The sequence below is a fragment of the Acinetobacter sp. CIP 101934 genome (assembly GCF_000369585.1).
Taxonomy (GTDB): Bacteria; Pseudomonadota; Gammaproteobacteria; order Pseudomonadales; family Moraxellaceae; genus Acinetobacter; species Acinetobacter schindleri.
Map to the genome: position 1 here is coordinate 781,826 of NZ_KB850094.1, position 19,434 is coordinate 801,259.

Sequence of the window (19,434 nt, forward strand, 5' to 3'; positions counted from 1 at the left end):
GAGACACGGCCCAGACTCCTACGGGAGGCAGCAGTGGGGAATATTGGACAATGGGCGGAAGCCTGATCCAGCCATGCCGCGTGTGTGAAGAAGGCCTTTTGGTTGTAAAGCACTTTAAGCGAGGAGGAGGCTCCTTTAGTTAATACCTAAAGTGAGTGGACGTTACTCGCAGAATAAGCACCGGCTAACTCTGTGCCAGCAGCCGCGGTAATACAGAGGGTGCGAGCGTTAATCGGATTTACTGGGCGTAAAGCGTGCGTAGGCGGCTTTTTAAGTCGGATGTGAAATCCCTGAGCTTAACTTAGGAATTGCATTCGATACTGGAAAGCTAGAGTATGGGAGAGGATGGTAGAATTCCAGGTGTAGCGGTGAAATGCGTAGAGATCTGGAGGAATACCGATGGCGAAGGCAGCCATCTGGCCTAATACTGACGCTGAGGTACGAAAGCATGGGGAGCAAACAGGATTAGATACCCTGGTAGTCCATGCCGTAAACGATGTCTACTAGCCGTTGGGGCCTTTGAGGCTTTAGTGGCGCAGCTAACGCGATAAGTAGACCGCCTGGGGAGTACGGTCGCAAGACTAAAACTCAAATGAATTGACGGGGGCCCGCACAAGCGGTGGAGCATGTGGTTTAATTCGATGCAACGCGAAGAACCTTACCTGGCCTTGACATACTAAGAACTTTCCAGAGATGGATTGGTGCCTTCGGGAACTTAGATACAGGTGCTGCATGGCTGTCGTCAGCTCGTGTCGTGAGATGTTGGGTTAAGTCCCGCAACGAGCGCAACCCTTTTCCTTATTTGCCAGCGGGTCATGCCGGGAACTTTAAGGATACTGCCAGTGACAAACTGGAGGAAGGCGGGGACGACGTCAAGTCATCATGGCCCTTACGGCCAGGGCTACACACGTGCTACAATGGTCGGTACAAAGGGTTGCTACCTCGCGAGAGGATGCTAATCTCAAAAAGCCGATCGTAGTCCGGATCGCAGTCTGCAACTCGACTGCGTGAAGTCGGAATCGCTAGTAATCGCGGATCAGAATGCCGCGGTGAATACGTTCCCGGGCCTTGTACACACCGCCCGTCACACCATGGGAGTTTGTTGCACCAGAAGTAGGTAGTCTAACCGCAAGGAGGACGCTTACCACGGTGTGGCAGATGACTGGGGTGAAGTCGTAACAAGGTAGCCGTAGGGGAACCTGCGGCTGGATCACCTCCTTAACGAAAGATTGACGATTGGTAAGAATCCACAACAAGTTGTTCTTCATGACGATGTATCTGAGGGTCTGTAGCTCAGTTGGTTAGAGCACACGCTTGATAAGCGTGGGGTCACAAGTTCAAGTCTTGTCAGACCCACCACTACTGACGAAGCAAGCAATTGCAGAGTAAAGCAGAAAATCAGAACATTGAATCCTATATGATAAGCTGGGGACTTAGCTTAGTTGGTAGAGCGCCTGCTTTGCACGCAGGAGGTCAGGAGTTCGACTCTCCTAGTCTCCACCACTCATTGCGATGCAATGAGTTAAACATTAAGCAAACGGTTTGATAGCTTATAGAGCTTAGTGATTAAGTTGCGTATAATGCGCGGCATTGTTATTAAGCTCTGTGATTTATCACAGTTGACTGTAGTCCGACGAGGATACAGTGAATCATTAACAGAATATATTTGAGTTGAAATAATTTGTTCAAACTCGTTTCAAGTAGGCAACTACAAGAAATGAGTTCTAGCGATTAAACTGAATCAAGCGTTTTGGTATATGAATCTAATTGAAGCTGTACGGTGCTTAAATGCACAAGACGCCAACTGTATGAGAGTGATGATTTATCATCATAATCTGTTGCTAACCTAACTTGTAAGGGTTAACGACTGTTTGGGGTTGTATAGTCAAGTAATTAAGTGCATGTGGTGGATGCCTTGGCAGTCAGAGGCGAAGAAAGACGTGATAGCCTGCGAAAAGCTCCGGGGAGGCGGCAAATATCCTGTGATCCGGAGATGTCTGAATGGGGAAACCCACCTGGTATAAGCCAGGTATCGTATGATGAATACATAGTCATGCGAGGCGAACGGAGGGAAGTGAAACATCTCAGTACCTCTAGGAAAAGAAATCAATTGAGATTCCCTCAGTAGCGGCGAGCGAACGGGGAACAGCCCATTAAGTCATATCAGTTTTAGTGGAATGCTCTGGGAAGTGCAACCATAGTGGGTGATAGTCCTGTACACGAAAGGGCTGATATGATGATGTCGAGTAGGGCGAGGCACGTGAAACCTTGTCTGAATATGGGGGGACCATCCTCCAAGGCTAAATACTCCTGACTGACCGATAGTGAACCAGTACCGTGAGGGAAAGGCGAAAAGAACCCCTGTGAGGGGAGTGAAATAGATCCTGAAACCGCATGCATACAAGCAGTGGGAGCCACGTCATGCGGTGACTGCGTACCTTTTGTATAATGGGTCAGCGACTTATATTCAGTAGCGAGGTTAACCGTATAGGGGAGCCGTAGGGAAACCGAGTCTTAATAGGGCGTTTAGTTGCTGGGTATAGACCCGAAACCGGGTGATCTATCCATGAGCAGGTTGAAGGTTAGGTAACACTGACTGGAGGACCGAACCCACTGTCGTTGAAAAGCCAGGGGATGACTTGTGGATAGGGGTGAAAGGCTAATCAAACTCGGTGATAGCTGGTTCTCCCCGAAAGCTATTTAGGTAGCGCCTCGGACGAATACCATTGGGGGTAGAGCACTGTTTCGGCTAGGGGGTCATCCCGACTTACCAAACCGATGCAAACTCCGAATACCAATGAGTACTATCCGGGAGACAGACTGCGGGTGCTAACGTCCGTAGTCAAGAGGAAAACAATCCAGACCGCCAGCTAAGGCCCCTAAATTATAGTTAAGTGGGAAACGATGTGGGAAGGCATAGACAGCTAGGAGGTTGGCTTAGAAGCAGCCACCCTTTAAAGAAAGCGTAATAGCTCACTAGTCGAGTCGGCCTGCGCGGAAGATGTAACGGGGCTAAAACTATATGCCGAAGCTGCGGATTTGCAATTTATTGCAAGTGGTAGGGGAGCGTTCTGTAAGCCGATGAAGGTGGATTGAGAAGTCTGCTGGAGGTATCAGAAGTGCGAATGCTGACGTGAGTAACGACAAAGCGGGTGAAAAACCCGCTCGCTGAAAGACCAAGGGTTCCAGTCCAACGTTAATCGGGGCTGGGTGAGTCGACCCCTAAGGCGAGGCCGAGAGGCGTAGTCGATGGGAAATTGGTTAATATTCCAATACTTCTGTTTAATGCGATGAGAGGACGGAGAAGGTTAAGTCAGCCTGGCGTTGGTTGTCCAGGTGGAAGGTTGTAGGCATGTATCTTAGGCAAATCCGGGGTACTCTATGCTGAGAACTGATAGCAAGCTGTACTTGTACAGTGAAGTGGCTGATACCATACTTCCAGGAAAAGTCTCTAAGCTTCAGTTAAACAGGAATCGTACCCGAAACCGACACAGGTGGTCAGGTCGAGTAGACCAAAGCGCTTGAGAGAACTCTGCTGAAGGAACTAGGCAAAATGGTACCGTAACTTCGGGAGAAGGTACGCTGCCGGCGGTGATAGGACTTGCTCCTTGAGCTGTTGGCAGCCTCAGAAACCAGGCCCCTGCAACTGTTTATTAAAAACATAGCACTCTGCAAACACGAAAGTGGACGTATAGGGTGTGATGCCTGCCCGGTGCTGGAAGGTTAATTGATGTGGTTAGCGCAAGCGAAGCTATTGATCGAAGCCCCAGTAAACGGCGGCCGTAACTATAACGGTCCTAAGGTAGCGAAATTCCTTGTCGGGTAAGTTCCGACCTGCACGAATGGCATAATGATGGGGGCGCTGTCTCCAGCAGAGGCTCAGTGAAATCGAAATCGCCGTGAAGATGCGGTGTACCCGCGGCTAGACGGAAAGACCCCGTGAACCTTTACTGCAGCTTGACATTGAACTTTGATCTTACTTGTGTAGGATAGGTGGGAGGCTTTGAAGTGGCGACGCTAGTTGCCATGGAGCCGTCCTTGAAATACCACCCTGGTAATATTGAGGTTCTAACTCTGTCCCGTTATCCGGGACGAGGACCATGTCTGGTGGGTAGTTTGACTGGGGCGGTCTCCTCCTAAAGAGTAACGGAGGAGTACGAAGGTGCGCTCAGCGTGGTCGGAAATCACGCGTAGAGTATAAAGGCAAAAGCGCGCTTAACTGCGAGACCCACAAGTCGAGCAGGTACGAAAGTAGGTCTTAGTGATCCGGTGGTTCTGTATGGAAGGGCCATCGCTCAACGGATAAAAGGTACTCTGGGGATAACAGGCTGATACCGCCCAAGAGTTCATATCGACGGCGGTGTTTGGCACCTCGATGTCGGCTCATCTCATCCTGGGGCTGAAGCAGGTCCCAAGGGTATGGCTGTTCGCCATTTAAAGAGGTACGCGAGCTGGGTTTAGAACGTCGTGAGACAGTTCGGTCCCTATCTACCGTGGGCGCTGGAAATTTGAGAGGATCTGCTCCTAGTACGAGAGGACCAGAGTGGACGAACCTCTGGTGTACCGGTTGTGACGCCAGTCGCATCGCCGGGTAGCTATGTTCGGAAGGGATAACCGCTGAAAGCATCTAAGCGGGAAGCCTACCTCAAGATAAGATTTCCCTGTGACTTTATGTCACCTAAAGAGCCGTTGAAGACTACGACGTTGATAGGTTGGATGTGGAAGTGTAGCGATACATGAAGCTGACCAATACTAATTGCTCGTGAGGCTTGACTATACAACACCCAAACAGTTGTTGTATAAAAGCTCAATTGATTCGATATTAAGCAAAACAGCTTGATTTAGTGAACGCTAAAGAACAAACTACTGCAACTCAGATATTTCTATTAATGAACGATGTTCAAAACACTGTTTTGAACGAGTGCAAGATTTGACCAAGCATTGGCATCTAAATAAGACCAAACGCAAAGTCATAAACAGTTGTGCTGGCGACCATAGCAAGAGTGAACCACCTGATCCCTTCCCGAACTCAGAAGTGAAACCTCTTAGCGCTGATGGTAGTGTGGGGTTTCCCATGTGAGAGTAAGTCATCGCCAGCTCATTATTCTAAACACCCCCTGTCAAATGACAGGGGGTGTTTTTTTATGTCTAGGATTTAAGAAAGTATCTAAATATTGATTTTTAATCTAAACCCATAGCAGAAAATCTGCACACTATATAAATTCATAGTGGTTGCTATCTTCTAGGATGGATTCCCTGTAATTGATTTTGGTAGTTTTTTTAGCTGATGCTAAGTGCTGTATCGCTATTAAATACGTACCTACAGTGCCTAGGAGGACGGGTGGAAGGTGAATAACTTTGTTTTACCTACCACCCTAGTGGTAATAGAACGTTTTGCGAGCTATCGGTAGATAGACTTGTAGCTGTATGGACTCAAACGCCTTATATGAAGTGCATTGATATTTACGGTGTATATTTCATAAAGGATTAAAGATTTACATATAAATATTATTTCTAGTCATATGCTGTATGTTTACATAGAAATAAAAAACCAGCTCAAAGCTGGTTTTTTATTAGATGGATAATTTAAGCAAACACTTTCATAACCTGATCTAGAAGTACCCATAGGATCACAATCGCCACTACAGGCTCTGCAATTTTTGCCCAAGTTGGCGCATTGACTACAACCACATCTTCAACGTCATGTTCTAGGGACTGATTGTTTTGGCTGACCATCTGATTAAACTCCTTCATCGTTGCCTCCAATGATAGCTCTTCTTGTGGCATTGGTTTAGAGCCTTTCAGTTCTAACAGATTATTTGTTGTCCAAACCCAATCATCTGCTTGACCAGAAAGATGCTCGATCTGACCATATAACAGTTCCTGAATACTGTTCAGATTATGATTGCCGGTATCATGTAGCTGTTTAAGCTCTATGAGCTGAAGTTTGAAAATCTCATAAATATTAGCTTCTTGTACTTCACGAGAAAGAGTAGACTGATTGGATTTAAGTGTACTCAGATGACGGGCAATTTCCTGAATATATAGTTCATCAGGATGATTAATTTCATTATAGATCTTATTCGGATTAAGCTTCCATTCACTAACCAGCTTACCTAAAGTCAGCGCACTGATTTCGGCAATGTATGCACGACGTTCCTGCTTTGGATACTGACTTAGAAGCTCAGGCTTTTGAGTTTCTATCTGTTCAACAAAATATTGTACTAAATCAAAAGCCATTCACTTACTCCGTTCTTATTTAATCTAATAACCTGAGGCTTGGTTTTTTCTTTGGTGTTTCAGGTTCTTCTTCAATGTTTGATTTTAAAGCATCTTCTTCAGTTTGTGTATGCTCATATTCATTTGGATCAAAGAATAGTCCCTGACCATTTTCACGTGCATAGATACCCAGTACCGCAGCCATTGGTACATAAATATCACGTGATACACCACCGAAACGTGCTGAGAATGTAATCGCGTCATTGCTCATATGTAGCGCATGTACGGCGTGCGGTACGATATTTAGAATGATCTGGCCATCTTTAATAAACTGTTCTGGAACCATGGTATTTGGACGCGTAGCATCAACCAACAGGTATGGTGTCATATTGTTATCACAGATCCATTCATAAATCGCACGAGACATATAAGGACGTGTAGGCGTGAGGTTGAATTCCTGTTCAGACATAATGAGTACTCGATTAATTTGATAACTGGGCAGCGTAGCGGTTCTTTTCCTGCAACGTCATTGATTTGATAAAAGCAGGACGGCTAAAGATTCGCTGGCAATACAGATAGAATGGGCGGCATTGCTGTTTAGGTAATTCTACACCCATATTGTGCAAACGGATAAACATCGGCGCAAGCATGCAGTCCAAGATACTGAACTGCTCTGACATGAAATAGGGAAAGTGCTGAAATAGTGGCATCAGGGATACCAGAATATCGCGAAGCTGTTTTTGCGCCTGAGCTTTCGCAGCGGGATCTAAAGAATCCGGGTGTTTGAGCATGATATCGGCCAGTTTAAGCCAGTCATGTTCGAAGCGCCATAGATATTGGCGTTGCTCGGCTCGCGGCATCGGTGCATCGGCATAGAGCTTGTTCTGACGATAGCGATCATCAATATATTCAGAAATAATCTGGCTAATAAATAATTTCAGATCATTTTCAATCAGCATCGGTAGCTGATTATAAGGATTTAGACTGGCCAAGTCCTCATCGTCACTATCGACCAAGATTAAATGATATTTAATTTGTTTTTCGGTAAGAACGTAGCGAATCCAATGGGAACGAAAGTCATCGGCATGGCTATATAAGGTGATTCCTTGAAGTGGCGCGCTTTCGACTGACATAAATCCTGAGCAAATTTTAGTGAGTAGAATAGGATACTAAAAATCAACCTAAAAAGCACGAAGCATAAAAGACCAATTGGCTTTTGACAGGGTAGATTATAAGAAAAAATGAAAGGAGCAGAACAAGATGATCATGAATTTAGGTTTAATCATAGTGTTTGTGATTATAGGTATAGCCAACTATTATCTGACCAAGTCCTTCTGGTGTCATGAAGGGGTGTGGGGTAAAGATGTTCATGAACAATAATATATACAATTCTATTCAGTGGTAAATTTAAAGTCATAAAAAAACCCTGGAATAAACCAGGGTTTTTTTTCCGATTCGGTAAACGAATTAACGTTTAGAGAATTGAGGACGTTTACGAGCTTTACGTAAACCAAGTTTCTTACGTTCAACTTCACGAGCATCACGAGTAACGAAACCAGCTTGACGAAGAGCAGGTTTAAGTGTTTCGTCAGCAGCGATCAATGCACGAGTAATACCGTGACGGATAGCGCCTGCTTGACCACCGATACCACCACCAGCAACAGTGATGTAAAGGTCATATTTGTTAGTTGCTTCAAGAAGTTCTAACGGTTGGTTAACAACCATACGAGCAGTCTCACGACCGAAGTATTGTTCTAAAGAACGGTTGTTAATTACGAGTTTACCAGTACCAGCAGATAGGAAAACACGTGCAGTTGCGGTCTTACGGCGACCTGTACCATAGTTTGTAGCCATGTGCTGTATCCCTTAGATGTCCAAAACTTGTGGCTGTTGAGCTGTGTGAGGATGCTCAGTACCAGCGTACACTTTCATTTTCTTGATCATTGCATAACCAAGAGGACCTTTTGGCAACATGCCTTTAACAGCGCGTTGGAAGATCTCTTCTGGTTTGTGTGCAACTAATTTTTCGAAGTTAGTTTCACGGATACCACCAGGGAAACCAGTATGGCGATAGTATTTCTTATCAAGTGATTTTTTACCAGTCACTTGAACTTGCTCAGCATTAATAACAACGATGTAATCGCCAGTGTCAACGTGAGGAGTATAAGAAGTTTTGTGCTTACCGCGTAAACGACGAGCGATTTCCGTCGCAAGACGGCCTAGAGTTTTGCCAGAAGCATCAACAACGTACCAGTCGTGTTGAACTTCAGCTGGCTTAGCGCTGAGAGTTTTCATTAAACCACTACCTATTATAGTTGGTTTGGACGGTGGAATCTGTCCAAACAAAAGGAGACGAGATTCTAAACGAATACGTGAAGAATCACAAATGAAAATTAAAAATTTCAAGCGCTGTATTTTATATAATCTACGAGCATAAGGGAAGAAAAATTAAGCAGAATGCATAAAAATAACTGGCGAGATTTGTAACGCAGATTTCTCTGAGAATCACAACAGTCCAGAACACTGTACAGATCGCTGCACGCAAGCCTGTTTGAAACAGGCTATACTATTGAAGGCCTTAGTGAATAGAGAAGAAGATGCTGCCTTTATATGTCACCACCGGTGAACCTGCCGGAATTGGTCCTGATATCTGCTTGAGTCTGGCAAATCGGGTTGATGAGCGTCCGATTGTGGTACTTGCGGATCTGGAAATGTTGGGTCAGCGTGCCCAGCAACTAAATCTGGCAATAGAGCTGATTGAATATAAGGGACAAGAGTCTTCTTCTGAAGAAGGTCAGCTCTATGTCGAGCATGTACCTTTAAAACAACAAGTGATATTGGGTGAGCTCAATAGCCATAACGCTGCTTATGTATTGGAACAATTACGTCGTTCAGCTGACTATGCCATGACCGGGAAAAGTGTTGGTGTGGCAACAGCACCAGTGCAAAAGTCAGTCATTAATGATGCCGGAATCCATTTCAGTGGGCATACTGAATATTATCAGGAATTTGCCGGTGTGGCTCGTGTCGTGATGATGCTGGCAACTAAAACCTTACGTGTCGCTTTAGCAACAACGCATCTTCCGTTACGGGCAGTCGCGGATGCAATTACGCCTGAGCGTCTGCATCAAGTCATTAATATTCTCATTCATGATTTACAATCCAAATTTAAAATCGAACAGCCAAAGATTCTGGTCTGTGGTTTAAATCCGCATGCAGGCGAGGGCGGTTATTTGGGGATGGAAGAGATTGAGGTGATTAATCCAGTACTGGAAAGCTATCGTGCTCAAGGCATCAATATGAGTTTGAGCCTGCCTGCCGATACTTTATTTACCCCGGAAAACTTAAAAGATGCGGATGCTGTTCTGGCGATGTATCACGATCAGGGCTTACCTGTGTTAAAATCGCAAGGCTTTGGTGAAGCCATCAATATTACTTTGGGCTTACCGTTTATCCGAACTTCTGTTGATCATGGCACAGCACTCTCCCTCGCAGGTACAGGCCTTGCGAAAAGCTCTAGCTTACATGTCGCTGTGGATTTGGCGCTGGATTTAGCGCGTCAGTGATCTTGTCTTTATTACACGTTGGAAATGTCTATGTATCAGATTAATGCCTTAAACCCGAAAGATGAAGGGCATCACACGCGTAAGCGTTTTGGTCAAAACTTCTTACATGACCAACGTGTCATTGCCAAAATTGTCCGTTCAGTCAATCCGCGTGCAGGCGAAAATATTGTTGAAATTGGTCCAGGTCTGGCCGCTTTAACTTCACCTTTGATTGGTGAATGTGATGCTTTAACCGTTCTGGAGCTTGATCGTGACTTGGCTGCAGGTTTGCCGGGTCGTGTTCCGCATCCTGAGCGTTTAACGATTGTTGAAACAGATGCATTGAAGTACGACTTCACCAATTTATTTAAAGAAGGTCGTCCATTACGTGTAGTTGGTAATCTGCCATATAACATTTCGACACCATTATTGTTCCATCTCTTGGAATTCGGTGACAAAGTTAAAGACATGCACTTCATGCTGCAAAAAGAAGTAGTCGATCGTATTACCGCTTCACCGAACACCAAAGAATATGGCCGTTTGTCGGTGATGATTCAGTATTACTGCAAACCGACATTCTTGTTTGAAGTGCCACCAGGTTCGTTTAATCCGCCGCCAAAAGTGACTTCTGCGGTATTCCGTTTAGAACCCTATGACGTTAAACCGATCGTGGCGAAAAATGAAAAAGCTTTGGCACGTCTGGTATCCCACGTATTTACCCAGCGCCGTAAAACTTTGCGTAATAGTCTGAAAGGCATGTTGGTTGAAGATGGTTTTGAAAAGGCAGGTGTAGACCCAATGGCACGTCCAGAGACTCTGACACTTGCTCAATTTGTGGCTTTATCTGATCAAATGGTAGCTTAAAAAGAATGACTCGCACTGTTCGATACAATTATGTGATTGGTGATGTGCAAGGCTGTTTTGAGGCCTTGAAGGCATTACTGAAAGAAATCCGCTTTGATCCGGATCAGGATTTTATCTGGTTTGCGGGTGACCTGGTCGCTCGGGGTGAAAACTCGCTGGGCGCGTTGCGCTTCATTAAAAAGTTGGTCGATAATGGTGTCGCTGCAACAGTGCTGGGCAACCATGATTTGACTTTATTGGCTTATGCACGCGGCATTAAGCCGATTAAAGACAAGGACAATGTCCGTGATGTGATTGATGCCATCGACAGTGATGATCTGATTGACTGGCTGCGGAAACAGCCTATGTGTCTGTTCCCGAATGAACAGACAGTGCTCACGCATGCCGGTATTCCTAAACTTTGGGATGTTGCCAAGACTGCTGAGTTAGCTAAAGAAGTAGAAGCAGTCATAGGTCATGATGATTTTGAAGTCATGGATGCGTTCCTGAGCGACATGTTTGGCAAAGAGCCAGCACTCTGGTCAGATGAGTTAGAGGGTCATGAGCGTATACGTTGTATCGTGAATTACCTGACGCGGATGCGTTTAACCGATATAGAAGGACGTTTAGAATACAGTTTTAAAGACTCTCTGAATGATCCAATGCCAGAAGGCTTCAGACCCTGGTTTGAGTTTGAGTCGAAAGCTGCCAAGACGCATCAAATTATCTTCGGGCATTGGGCAGGATTACAGGGTAAGACGATTTCCGAACATGTTCAAAATGTCGATGGTGGCTGTGTTTGGGGCAATCAGTTGCTGGCTTATCGATTAGAAGACCAGCAGATGTTCGCGGTTCATAATCCCGTGCTTTAAGATATCCAGAACTAAAAAGCCACGTTTCAACGTGGCTTTTTTATAGCAGAAATAATGTAAATTAATCCTGACGAATCCAGGTCTGACTACGGCCTAATGCCGATACACCGATATAGCCACGTAAGGTGAGACGCTTGCCAGTCGCATTCAGGCGAGCTTTGGCATCATAAACTTTGCCGGTCAGTGGATCGATGATCCGACCCTTATCATAGTTATTGGCTTTACCTACTTGTTTTAAGCCGGTAAGTACATCCATGCCTAGAATCGGTTGATTGGTATACGGTGCCGGGCAGTTGTTACAGCTTTTTTGTGGGGTATAACCAGGGCGAGGCGTTACTTTCACGATTTTACCCACGTAGGTACCGTTATTTTCTTGACGAATTTCAATAATGGCTTTAGGGGAGCCAGTTTTATCATCAATTTGTTGCCAAGTGCCGGTCAAATCCTGTGCAAAAGCTGACACAGTCATACATGCACCCATTAGCATCATTGCGATTTTAGATTTTTTCATATTAATCATCCCCATGTGGTTTGTTACAGACAGTCACTAGTTATTTTTTGATCAGTCTGCACTAAGAATTCAGTTGTGTTTAAGTCCCATGACCGAAACTTGAGTATGGTCATATAAATTTAAGGAATTTCCATCGACAGCGACCTGATTAATCAGGTCATGAATATGTATATCGGATGCTGATTGCAGCGTAGCGTTTCCAGCATGATGTAATGCAGTGAATTTCAATTTGTTGAAGGCTTCTGGCTCCAGTATTTCAAATGAGTACTGAGTGGAGGGCAAATGATCAGCACCTTGTTTTCTTGGCTTATTACCAAAAAGTGGGTGGGATAATGAGTTGCCTAAATTTCTAGATAAGCCACCTCTATTATATTTCGCCGATTTAATCAGGATCATGGCCGGATCTGTCTTGTCATGCATCTGCTGCCAAATATTTATCCAATTCTCTCCACAAGAAATTGGGTTTAAAGCAACACCAGATGTCCTGAAAACACTCATTGTTTTCATTCAATTTCCTTGTATTTCAAAATCAAATATCCATTTGATTTGCTTCACTCTTGCTGTATATGAAGTTTTAATACACAAAGATTAAAAAAATCTGTATGTTTATTATTCATACAACCTTATATAAAAAAATGCAAGTTGAATATAGGCAGAGATTCATACTTAAGTCTTAAAGATTATAACAATATTCTTGTGGGTGGAAACGTGATTTTTAACCCATATTGAATGATGTATAGGAAAGTGAGAGAAAAATATTTAAAATAACTGACCAAAGAGACAGCGTGTAGCCAAGTCGAAAATAGGGGAATTTAGTCATATTAAAACGCTTGAAAAGATTATAAATATATAAAATTACTAAGTTAAAATCTGTCATTTAGGTCAATTTAATTACTGGTATGAAACTTAAATGAATTTATGAAGTGACTAATTTGTCATTAGAATTTAATAGTTCATATTTTTATCTAAATCGATATAAGAATAAGATGACTATAATAAAATAGATATAGTCATCTAAAAATGACGATGTGGTCAGATTAAAGATTCTGAAGATATAGAATAAAAGTCGGTAGCCAGAGGGCCGTAAAGACAGCATTCACTGCCATACCAAATGCTGCGTATCGACCTGCAACACTACCACGCTGCCAGGCTTGTGCTGTGCCAATCGCATGAGCGGCAAGGCCCAGTGCAAGACCAGAAGCACGTTCGTCATTGATATGACGCAGAATGAGAGGGGAAAACGCAGCCCCAATGACACCAGACAGAATTACAATCAGAATCACCAGGCTAATTGGTGCATCCAGTAAAGTCGCGATATTAATCGCAATTGGGGTAGTAACTGCACGAGTGGCAAAGGCCATGATGTCACCGGCTGCCATATGTAACAGATAAGCGAGTCCCATGGGCAGGGCAACTGCACTGATACTGGCGAAGATCAGAATTCCAATCACACCTTTTAATGGCAGGTCATCATAGCGCATCGCTGCCAGAGGAATTGCCAAGGCCACCGTAACATAACCTAAAAGACGGTTAAACAGGGGATTGGTGTCTTCCGTATAATGTTCATAAGGAACACCCAGTACAAACAGAATAGCCAGCACAAAGAACATGCCAAAGACAATGACCGGAATTTTAGGAATCACACGGTTACATGGTTTAGCCGCAAGATAGGCCACTAGCGTGATCAGGAAACCATAGAGTACAGATAACATAATGATCTCCTAAAGCCAGCGCTTGGCCATTTTTGCATAGACCCATAATGGAATGAGCGTACTAACAAACAGAATCAGCAGAAAGGCTGGAATTTTATGTCCCATATGCACCAGCATCATCAATGAGCCGGCGCTGACAGGTAAAAATGCAAATGCACTTTCTTTCATAATCTTGTTATTGGTATCCACCAGTCGGGCAGGAATTTTGCTCCAGCGACGCCAGCTAAACAGGACGATGAGCAGGCTGATCAAACCGACCAGATTGCCTAACTCAGGGTGCTCTAACTGGGTCATGATCCATACTGCTGCTTCCCGAAAGACAATAATCAGAAGCAGCGTGCCGATCCATGCTGGCCAATCTATATGCTTAATCCAGTTCATTTTAGAGTCTATTTAATTTGATTTATCGAGTTTTAGTCGATCTTACGCGGTATTTCAAATTCTTCAAGTGGCCGTTGAAACTGAACTGCTTGCTCACCCAAAATATCTTCTAGGGAGAGATGTGCCTGGCGAATGATCTGTGCCAGTTTCTGTGGAGCAATACTGACCTGCAAATGCAGCTGACCTTGCTCGTCATAATGCTCGGACTGAATCACATTCAGATCATAAAGTTGATTACGCAGTTTGCCATGTGCAGGCTGTAACTTAAGTTCAAACTTTTGCAGTTCTCCCATCAACGCTTCATGTACCGCCTTACGTAGCAGGTCAATCCCTTCTCCAGTGTGAGCAGACACATACACCCGTTCTGGCTGATTGGGTTTGTGATAGATAATCTTGGCTTCTTCACCGCTTTGGTCAATTTTATTATAGACACGAAGTACTGGAACATTAGCCCCAATTTCCTTGAGCACACTTTCTACTGCATCAATCTGTTCCAGAATTTCCGGACTGCTGGAATCAATCACGTGCAGCAACAGGGTGGCTTCTAAGGTTTCTTCCAAAGTCGCTTTAAAAGATTCTACCAGTGAGTGAGACAGGTTACGTACGAATCCTACCGTATCTGCCAGTACTACAGTGCCAATGCCTTCCCAGTCCAGACGGCGCAAGGTCGGATCCAGAGTGGCAAACAGCTGGTCAGCTGCATAAACATCGCTATCTGCAAGAATATTAAACAGGGTAGATTTACCGGCGTTGGTATAACCAACCAGAGAAATGGTAGGTACAGCAGCTTTCTGACGGGCTACACGACCTTGCATCCGGGTTTGACGGACTTTATCCAGTCGAGCTTTCAGTTGCCCCATCCGTACGCGCAGCAAACGTCGGTCAGTTTCCAGTAAAGTTTCACCAGGACCACGTAAACCAATACCCCCTTTCTGGCTATCCAGATTACCACGACTACGAATCAGGCGAGAAGAAAGATGCTGTAACTGGGCCAGTTCGACCTGTAATTTACCTTCATAAGTACGGGCGCGCAGCGCGAAAATATCCAGAATGAGTTCAGTACGGTCGACCACCCGGCATTTAACAACGCGTTCAAGGTTACGTGCCTGCGCAGGGGTCAGGGTATGATCAAAAATCACCAGATCAGCTTCAAGAGCTTCAACTTTTTCTGCAATTTCCTCAGCCTTGCCGGAGCCGATAAAATATTTAGGATCGGGTCTTAAACGCTGAGCATGCATATGCTCAAGAATTTCTGCCCCTGCTGAACTGGCCAACAGGTGAAATTCTTCTGCATCCAGATCCTCCAGCATCTGCACGGTCACACTGACCAGAATGACACGATCTTTGGCACGATGCTGTTCAAAATATTCCACTCAGTCCACACTCTACTTAAAAATTTTTTTAATAGAATTCATTTTAGTGGAAAAAGACAGGGACAGGTAGCATTGCTCTGTGAGTTTTGGGTTAGAGTGCAGCAACAAAAAATTGCGCCAGGCCGACTAAAACAGCCGCATAAAATGCGGTTGCCACAAAAATGTATTTCAGTGCTTGTGTGAGTTGAAGGGTTTCAAGCGTAACCTTTGGATCTTGCTGCATGATAAAACTCCATAATTTACTCATTCAATGGAAATATAATAATTCATCGTTTAATTGAATAAAAATTGCAAAATTTAATCCGTCTGAACGGTTTTTATAATCAATGCATGTTCAGAATGAACAGTATAGAATGGTAAAGATACGTGAAGATGATGACCTGAATCGACCTGGAAATAGTGATCCTTGTATGCACTCGACTATAAATAATGAAACATCTGAAATTCGTGGTTTAGCAAAATTTTTGCTCTATAGCAGAAAAATGGTTGCCTCTGTCGCAGCGGTGAGTGAAGGGTTCTATCTAGTTTACCGACACGGTTTATACAAGAATCCGAATAATCCACATAACACGCGATATGTGCAGTATTTCTGTCGTCAGCTATGCAAGGTATTTAATATTGAAGTGCAGGTACATGGCACTATTCCACGAGAACCCGCCCTTTGGGTAAGTAATCATGTGTCCTGGCTGGATATTGCAGTACTCGGTTCTAGTGCACGGGTATTTTTCCTGGCTAAAGCCGAGATTGAACAGTGGCCGCTGCTTGGCAAACTGGCGAAGGGCGGGGGAACTTTATTTATCAAGCGTGGGTCGGGAGATTCAGTCCGGATCCGTGAGCAGATTACCGGATTTTTAAAACAGGACATTCCAGTGCTGTTTTTCCCTGAAGCCACCACTTCAGATGGACGTGCAATTAAGAAGGTCCATGGCAGGATTCTGGGGGCGGCGATTGAAGCAAAGCGCCCGGTACAGATTTGCCTGATTTGTTATGTCAATCAGCAGGGGGAGCTAGATACGGTCGCGCCTTTTATTGGTCAGGTCGGTTTCGCTGAGCATGTACGTAAAGTGTTAGAGATGCCAAATGTCACGGCACACTTAATGGCATTACCGGGCATTTCTACAGAAGGTCATACGGTGGATACGCTGACGCCGTTGGTGCAGGAAAAGATGAATGAAGGTCTGAAGTATTTACAGAATAAAGTCCTGAAAACACCCTTGGAAGTTACTGCATCAGTTTCATAGGTAAAATAAACAGAATCATTTTCCAAAAAACTAAAATGAGCGTTTATTGGCGCTCATTTTTTTTATATGTAGCATTCAGTAGTTTGTTGTTTTAACCGGTGTGATCCAGACGTGAACCTAGGGTTTCAAGATGCATCGGGAAAACATTATTTTTACGGTCTTCAAAATAATGACGTAAGGTTCTTTCTACACTCGGGAATGCCAGCTCTGCCCAAGGAATATCCGCTTCGTCAAACAGGCGTGATTCAATGGTTTCTTCACCAGCACCAAATTTGCCTTCCACCAGTTGAGTTTTAAACAGCACATAAATCTGACCGATCCGTGGAATATTGTACATGCAGTACAGCTGTTCGATTTCCACTTCAGCTTCGGCTTCTTCACGGGTTTCACGTGCTGCCCCTTGTTCCATGGTCTCAAACAGCTCCATATAGCCGGCAGGTAAGGTCCACAGGCCATAACGGGGTTCAATCGCGCGTCGGCATAGCAGTACTTTGTCTTCCCAGACCACTAGGGATCCGCAAATAATCTTTGGATTAATATAATGAATAAAACCACAGGAGCTGCAGACATGACGAAGTTTTTGATCACCTAAAGGTATTTTTTCAGTTGTCTTATGTCCACAGGCCGTACAGAAGTTCATATTCATCATCAATGACAAAAAGTAGACTCAGGATAACTGAAAAATTGAAATTTGGCATCAATTCTATCCTCAGGAATCAAAAATCAGCTATGATGAAATCATAATGAGAATGAGGAAGGCGTGGATGGATGAACGCGATTTAACACACAGATTACAGCAACGTTTGCGCTTTTCCAGGCGGATTCAGCCAGCGCATGCTGCCGTGTTAATTGCGATTACGGATGAGTCGAATCCCAAGGTCTTACTCACCCGCCGTTCGGCTTATCTGTCCAATCATGCCGGTGAGGTTTCTTTTCCGGGTGGTAAGCGTGATCCGCAGGACACCAGCAATATCGTCGTAGCGCTACGCGAAGCCTATGAGGAAACCGCACTAAATCCTTTTGATGTGCAGCTCATTGGTGATCTGCCCATGCAAAAGGCACGAAATGGCATGCTGGTAAAACCGATTGTCGGACTGATTCCACCAAAAGTTCAGTTGGTTCCACAGCCCACTGAAATTGACCGGATTTTCTTTGCCTCACTGCGGCATTTACTTGAAACCAAACCCACACCTTATGAAGTACGCTTTGCCCAGCAGTCTTTATATTTCCCGAGTATGCGCGTGGAAAATGAAGTGGTCTGGGGGCTGACTGCGCGTATGCTGATTTCTTTATTTCAGTATGGCCTCGACTATAAAAAAGACTGGCCATTCTTACTTAATTCACCAGCTTTTAAACGATCAAAATTCTTTCAGGACTGAAGAGGATATTCAGGCATGTTGTACAAATTTCAGGGGCATTCTCCAAAAGCGCTGCAACAACCATGGGATGGTTGGGTCGCACCCACAGCGACCGTGATTGGTCAGGTTAAATTGGGCAGACAGGTCAGTATCTGGTTTGGCGCCGTGGTGCGTGGTGATAACAGCAAAATCCATCTTGGGGACTATACCAATGTACAGGAAAATGCCGTACTGCATACTGATGCGGGGATTGAAATGCATATTGGTGATTATGTGACGATTGGTCACCAAGCCATGCTGCATGGCTGTACCATTGGTGATAATAGCCTGATCGGGATTCAGGCTGTAATTCTCAATAATGCCGTGATTGGTAAAAACTGTATCATTGGCGCGAATGCGCTGATTCCGGAAGGCAAAGTGATTCCGGACAATTCTGTGGTGATGGGATCGCCGGGCAAAGTGATAAAAACCCTAGATGAAGATACTGTACAAAAGCTGAAAATGAGCGCACTGCATTATGCCAACCATTTTCAGAAGTTCCAGCAACTGGAACAGGTTGAGCTTTAAGCAACTCTTCTACCTGTATTTATTGACCTGGCGATGGCCAGGTTTTTTTGTATCTGTTTCGGGAAAATCTCGCGTAGCGGATATGAGTGGAGTATCATATCCGCGTTTTTTATATTCTCTGAATTAAGGTTGTGCATGAAAGTGCTGGCATTGGAAACTGCCAATGAGCAGTGTTCCGTTTCTGTGATTGATGACACTCAAGAATTATTTTTCCAACTTGATGCGCGCGCAAAGGCACAAACGCAAACAATTCTCCCAATGATCGAGCAGGCTCTAAAAGATTTAAGCTTGGCGGTTTCTGATTTGACGGCGATTGCATTTAGTCGTGGACCGGGTTCATTTAGCGGTGTACGTATTAATGCCGCGGTAACACAAGCTTTGGCCTGGTCGAATGACCTGCCTGTAGTACCCGTTTCGACCTTACAGGCCTTGGCACAAGCGGCATACCGTTTGCACGGTCTGTCAGAAGTGACTGCGGTACTCGATGCACGTATGAATGAAGTTTATATCGCCAGCTATCAGCTGGATGCTCAAGGCATTATGCAGCCAGTAGATGAAGAACAGTTGCTTGGTTATGAACAGGGCAGTGCCACAGTAAAATTTGCTGTAGTCGGCTCAGGTGCTCATCTGGTTCAATCAGAAGAGACTGAATACAAGAATGTTACTGCGACTGCACAGGATATTGCCACGATAGCGCGTGTGGCAGCAGCATCAGAAAATTGGGTCAGTGCTGAATTGGCACTACCGGTCTATTTACGCGATAACGCATGGAAAAAAATTCCAGAACAAGGCAAAGCATAATTAATCAGGAT

Annotated in this window: 19 protein-coding genes, 2 tRNA genes, 2 rRNA genes and 2 other annotated features; of the genes, 11 read left to right on the top strand and 12 right to left on the bottom strand. The window is 44.6% G+C overall.

Features of this window, described 5'->3' with window-relative positions; all coding sequences use genetic code 11:
- Nucleotides 1-80: 80 nt before the first annotated feature.
- Nucleotides 81-223: a sequence feature (16S ribosomal RNA rRNA prediction is too short), on the top strand.
- An 11-nt stretch (nucleotides 224-234) separates the two neighbouring features.
- Nucleotides 235-1,208, top strand: a sequence feature (most likely nonfunctional fraction of RNA operon).
- 74 nt (nucleotides 1,209-1,282) lie between these two features.
- The 4 genes from F899_RS04155 (at nucleotide 1,283) to rrf (ending at nucleotide 5,099) form a co-directional block, all read left to right on the top strand.
- Nucleotides 1,283-1,359 (top strand) — tRNA-Ile (locus F899_RS04155).
- Nucleotides 1,360-1,427: 68 nt separating this feature from the next.
- A tRNA-Ala gene (locus F899_RS04160) sits at nucleotides 1,428-1,503 on the top strand.
- Between the two features lie 380 nt (nucleotides 1,504-1,883).
- A 23S ribosomal RNA gene (locus tag F899_RS04165) occupies nucleotides 1,884-4,777 on the top strand.
- Between the two features lie 207 nt (nucleotides 4,778-4,984).
- Nucleotides 4,985-5,099: ribosomal RNA gene (rrf, locus tag F899_RS04170) — 5S ribosomal RNA — on the top strand.
- A gap of 487 nt (nucleotides 5,100-5,586) precedes the next feature.
- On the opposite strand, the gene F899_RS04175 is transcribed toward rrf, so the two are convergent.
- The 5 genes from F899_RS04175 to rplM form a co-directional block, all read right to left on the bottom strand.
- A complete protein-coding gene (locus F899_RS04175; RefSeq protein ID WP_004811309.1) occupies nucleotides 5,587-6,240 on the bottom strand; it encodes a hypothetical protein in 654 nt (217 codons plus the stop codon).
- 19 nt (nucleotides 6,241-6,259) lie between these two features.
- Nucleotides 6,260-6,688, bottom strand: a complete 429-nt coding sequence (locus F899_RS04180; RefSeq protein WP_004811307.1) for a ClpXP protease specificity-enhancing factor — start codon at nucleotides 6,686-6,688, stop codon at nucleotides 6,260-6,262.
- 13 nt (nucleotides 6,689-6,701) lie between these two features.
- On the bottom strand, nucleotides 6,702-7,352 hold the full coding sequence (locus tag F899_RS04185) for a glutathione S-transferase N-terminal domain-containing protein (protein ID WP_005221039.1): 651 nt from the start codon (nucleotides 7,350-7,352) through the stop codon (nucleotides 6,702-6,704).
- A gap of 334 nt (nucleotides 7,353-7,686) precedes the next feature.
- The gene (gene rpsI / locus F899_RS04190) at nucleotides 7,687-8,073 is read right to left on the bottom strand and encodes a 30S ribosomal protein S9 (RefSeq protein ID WP_004811301.1); all 387 of its coding nucleotides are present in this window, start codon (nucleotides 8,071-8,073) and stop codon (nucleotides 7,687-7,689) included.
- 12 nt (nucleotides 8,074-8,085) lie between these two features.
- Nucleotides 8,086-8,514, bottom strand: a complete 429-nt coding sequence (gene rplM, locus F899_RS04195; protein WP_004811299.1) for a 50S ribosomal protein L13 — start codon at nucleotides 8,512-8,514, stop codon at nucleotides 8,086-8,088.
- Between the two features lie 302 nt (nucleotides 8,515-8,816).
- Between rplM and pdxA the strand changes: the two genes are divergently transcribed.
- Genes pdxA through F899_RS04210 form a run of 3 tightly spaced genes read left to right on the top strand, consistent with a single transcriptional unit; the run spans nucleotide 8,817 to nucleotide 11,479 of the window.
- Complete coding sequence (pdxA, locus tag F899_RS04200) at nucleotides 8,817-9,785, top strand: 4-hydroxythreonine-4-phosphate dehydrogenase PdxA (protein ID WP_005221040.1); 969 nt, start codon at nucleotides 8,817-8,819, stop codon at nucleotides 9,783-9,785.
- Nucleotides 9,786-9,815: 30 nt separating this feature from the next.
- Complete coding sequence (rsmA, locus tag F899_RS04205) at nucleotides 9,816-10,628, top strand: 16S rRNA (adenine(1518)-N(6)/adenine(1519)-N(6))-dimethyltransferase RsmA (protein ID WP_004811295.1); 813 nt, start codon at nucleotides 9,816-9,818, stop codon at nucleotides 10,626-10,628.
- Nucleotides 10,629-10,633: 5 nt separating this feature from the next.
- A complete protein-coding gene (locus F899_RS04210; protein ID WP_004811294.1) occupies nucleotides 10,634-11,479 on the top strand; it encodes a symmetrical bis(5'-nucleosyl)-tetraphosphatase in 846 nt (281 codons plus the stop codon).
- Nucleotides 11,480-11,540: 61 nt separating this feature from the next.
- On the opposite strand, the gene F899_RS04215 is transcribed toward F899_RS04210, so the two are convergent.
- The 6 genes from F899_RS04215 to F899_RS15905 all read right to left on the bottom strand — a co-directional run bounded on the left by F899_RS04215 (nucleotide 11,541) and on the right by F899_RS15905 (nucleotide 15,679).
- Nucleotides 11,541-11,990 (bottom strand): DUF2147 domain-containing protein, encoded by a 450-nt coding sequence (locus F899_RS04215; protein WP_004893219.1) that lies wholly within the window; start codon nucleotides 11,988-11,990, stop codon nucleotides 11,541-11,543.
- A gap of 69 nt (nucleotides 11,991-12,059) precedes the next feature.
- A complete protein-coding gene (locus tag F899_RS04220) occupies nucleotides 12,060-12,497 on the bottom strand; it encodes a hypothetical protein (protein WP_004811288.1) in 438 nt (145 codons plus the stop codon).
- A 530-nt stretch (nucleotides 12,498-13,027) separates the two neighbouring features.
- The gene (locus F899_RS04225; RefSeq protein WP_004811286.1) at nucleotides 13,028-13,702 is read right to left on the bottom strand and encodes an LrgB family protein; all 675 of its coding nucleotides are present in this window, start codon (nucleotides 13,700-13,702) and stop codon (nucleotides 13,028-13,030) included.
- A 9-nt stretch (nucleotides 13,703-13,711) separates the two neighbouring features.
- Nucleotides 13,712-14,083 (bottom strand): hypothetical protein, encoded by a 372-nt coding sequence (locus tag F899_RS04230; RefSeq protein WP_004811284.1) that lies wholly within the window; start codon nucleotides 14,081-14,083, stop codon nucleotides 13,712-13,714.
- A 32-nt stretch (nucleotides 14,084-14,115) separates the two neighbouring features.
- Nucleotides 14,116-15,456 (bottom strand): ribosome rescue GTPase HflX, encoded by a 1,341-nt coding sequence (gene hflX / locus F899_RS04235; protein ID WP_004811281.1) that lies wholly within the window; start codon nucleotides 15,454-15,456, stop codon nucleotides 14,116-14,118.
- 91 nt (nucleotides 15,457-15,547) lie between these two features.
- Entirely contained in the window at nucleotides 15,548-15,679 is a 132-nt protein-coding gene (locus F899_RS15905; protein ID WP_004811279.1) for a hypothetical protein, read from the bottom strand.
- 187 nt (nucleotides 15,680-15,866) lie between these two features.
- Between F899_RS15905 and F899_RS04240 the strand changes: the two genes are divergently transcribed.
- Nucleotides 15,867-16,697, top strand: a complete 831-nt coding sequence (locus F899_RS04240) for a lysophospholipid acyltransferase family protein (protein WP_026056800.1) — start codon at nucleotides 15,867-15,869, stop codon at nucleotides 16,695-16,697.
- 91 nt (nucleotides 16,698-16,788) lie between these two features.
- On the opposite strand, the gene F899_RS04245 is transcribed toward F899_RS04240, so the two are convergent.
- On the bottom strand, nucleotides 16,789-17,337 hold the full coding sequence (locus tag F899_RS04245) for an NUDIX hydrolase (RefSeq protein WP_103800242.1): 549 nt from the start codon (nucleotides 17,335-17,337) through the stop codon (nucleotides 16,789-16,791).
- Between the two features lie 124 nt (nucleotides 17,338-17,461).
- Here F899_RS04245 and F899_RS04250 point away from each other — a divergent pair, with 124 nt between their 5' ends.
- The 3 genes from F899_RS04250 (at nucleotide 17,462) to tsaB (ending at nucleotide 19,423) form a co-directional block, all read left to right on the top strand.
- Complete coding sequence (locus F899_RS04250; protein ID WP_005221042.1) at nucleotides 17,462-18,076, top strand: NUDIX hydrolase; 615 nt, start codon at nucleotides 17,462-17,464, stop codon at nucleotides 18,074-18,076.
- A gap of 15 nt (nucleotides 18,077-18,091) precedes the next feature.
- A complete protein-coding gene (locus F899_RS04255; RefSeq protein WP_005221043.1) occupies nucleotides 18,092-18,622 on the top strand; it encodes a gamma carbonic anhydrase family protein in 531 nt (176 codons plus the stop codon).
- Nucleotides 18,623-18,757: 135 nt separating this feature from the next.
- Nucleotides 18,758-19,423: a tRNA (adenosine(37)-N6)-threonylcarbamoyltransferase complex dimerization subunit type 1 TsaB gene (gene tsaB, locus F899_RS04260; RefSeq protein WP_005221044.1), complete on the top strand. Its 666-nt coding sequence runs from the start codon at nucleotides 18,758-18,760 to the stop codon at nucleotides 19,421-19,423.
- Nucleotides 19,424-19,434: the final 11 nt, after the last annotated feature.

Excerpts from the sequence above, each read along its gene's own strand:
- F899_RS15905 (WP_004811279.1), bottom strand. The coding sequence starts at position 15,679 with ATGCAGCAAGATCCAAAGGTTACGCTTGAAACCCTTCAACTCACACAA.
- F899_RS04175 (WP_004811309.1), bottom strand. The coding sequence starts at position 6,240 with ATGGCTTTTGATTTAGTACAATATTTTGTTGAACAGATAGAAACTCAA.
- F899_RS04185 (WP_005221039.1), bottom strand. The coding sequence starts at position 7,352 with ATGTCAGTCGAAAGCGCGCCACTTCAAGGAATCACCTTATATAGCCAT.
- rsmA (WP_004811295.1), top strand. The coding sequence starts at position 9,816 with ATGTATCAGATTAATGCCTTAAACCCGAAAGATGAAGGGCATCACACG.
- F899_RS04215 (WP_004893219.1), bottom strand. The coding sequence starts at position 11,990 with ATGAAAAAATCTAAAATCGCAATGATGCTAATGGGTGCATGTATGACT.
- rplM (WP_004811299.1), bottom strand. The coding sequence starts at position 8,514 with ATGAAAACTCTCAGCGCTAAGCCAGCTGAAGTTCAACACGACTGGTAC.
- F899_RS04240 (WP_026056800.1), top strand. The coding sequence starts at position 15,867 with ATGCACTCGACTATAAATAATGAAACATCTGAAATTCGTGGTTTAGCA.
- F899_RS04245 (WP_103800242.1), bottom strand. The coding sequence starts at position 17,337 with ATGAACTTCTGTACGGCCTGTGGACATAAGACAACTGAAAAAATACCT.
- F899_RS04230 (WP_004811284.1), bottom strand. The coding sequence starts at position 14,083 with ATGAACTGGATTAAGCATATAGATTGGCCAGCATGGATCGGCACGCTG.
- F899_RS04180 (WP_004811307.1), bottom strand. The coding sequence starts at position 6,688 with ATGTCTGAACAGGAATTCAACCTCACGCCTACACGTCCTTATATGTCT.
- F899_RS04225 (WP_004811286.1), bottom strand. The coding sequence starts at position 13,702 with ATGTTATCTGTACTCTATGGTTTCCTGATCACGCTAGTGGCCTATCTT.
- F899_RS04210 (WP_004811294.1), top strand. The coding sequence starts at position 10,634 with ATGACTCGCACTGTTCGATACAATTATGTGATTGGTGATGTGCAAGGC.
- pdxA (WP_005221040.1), top strand. The coding sequence starts at position 8,817 with ATGCTGCCTTTATATGTCACCACCGGTGAACCTGCCGGAATTGGTCCT.
- rpsI (WP_004811301.1), bottom strand. The coding sequence starts at position 8,073 with ATGGCTACAAACTATGGTACAGGTCGCCGTAAGACCGCAACTGCACGT.
- tsaB (WP_005221044.1), top strand. The coding sequence starts at position 18,758 with ATGAAAGTGCTGGCATTGGAAACTGCCAATGAGCAGTGTTCCGTTTCT.
- F899_RS04220 (WP_004811288.1), bottom strand. The coding sequence starts at position 12,497 with ATGAAAACAATGAGTGTTTTCAGGACATCTGGTGTTGCTTTAAACCCA.
- F899_RS04250 (WP_005221042.1), top strand. The coding sequence starts at position 17,462 with ATGGATGAACGCGATTTAACACACAGATTACAGCAACGTTTGCGCTTT.
- F899_RS04255 (WP_005221043.1), top strand. The coding sequence starts at position 18,092 with ATGTTGTACAAATTTCAGGGGCATTCTCCAAAAGCGCTGCAACAACCA.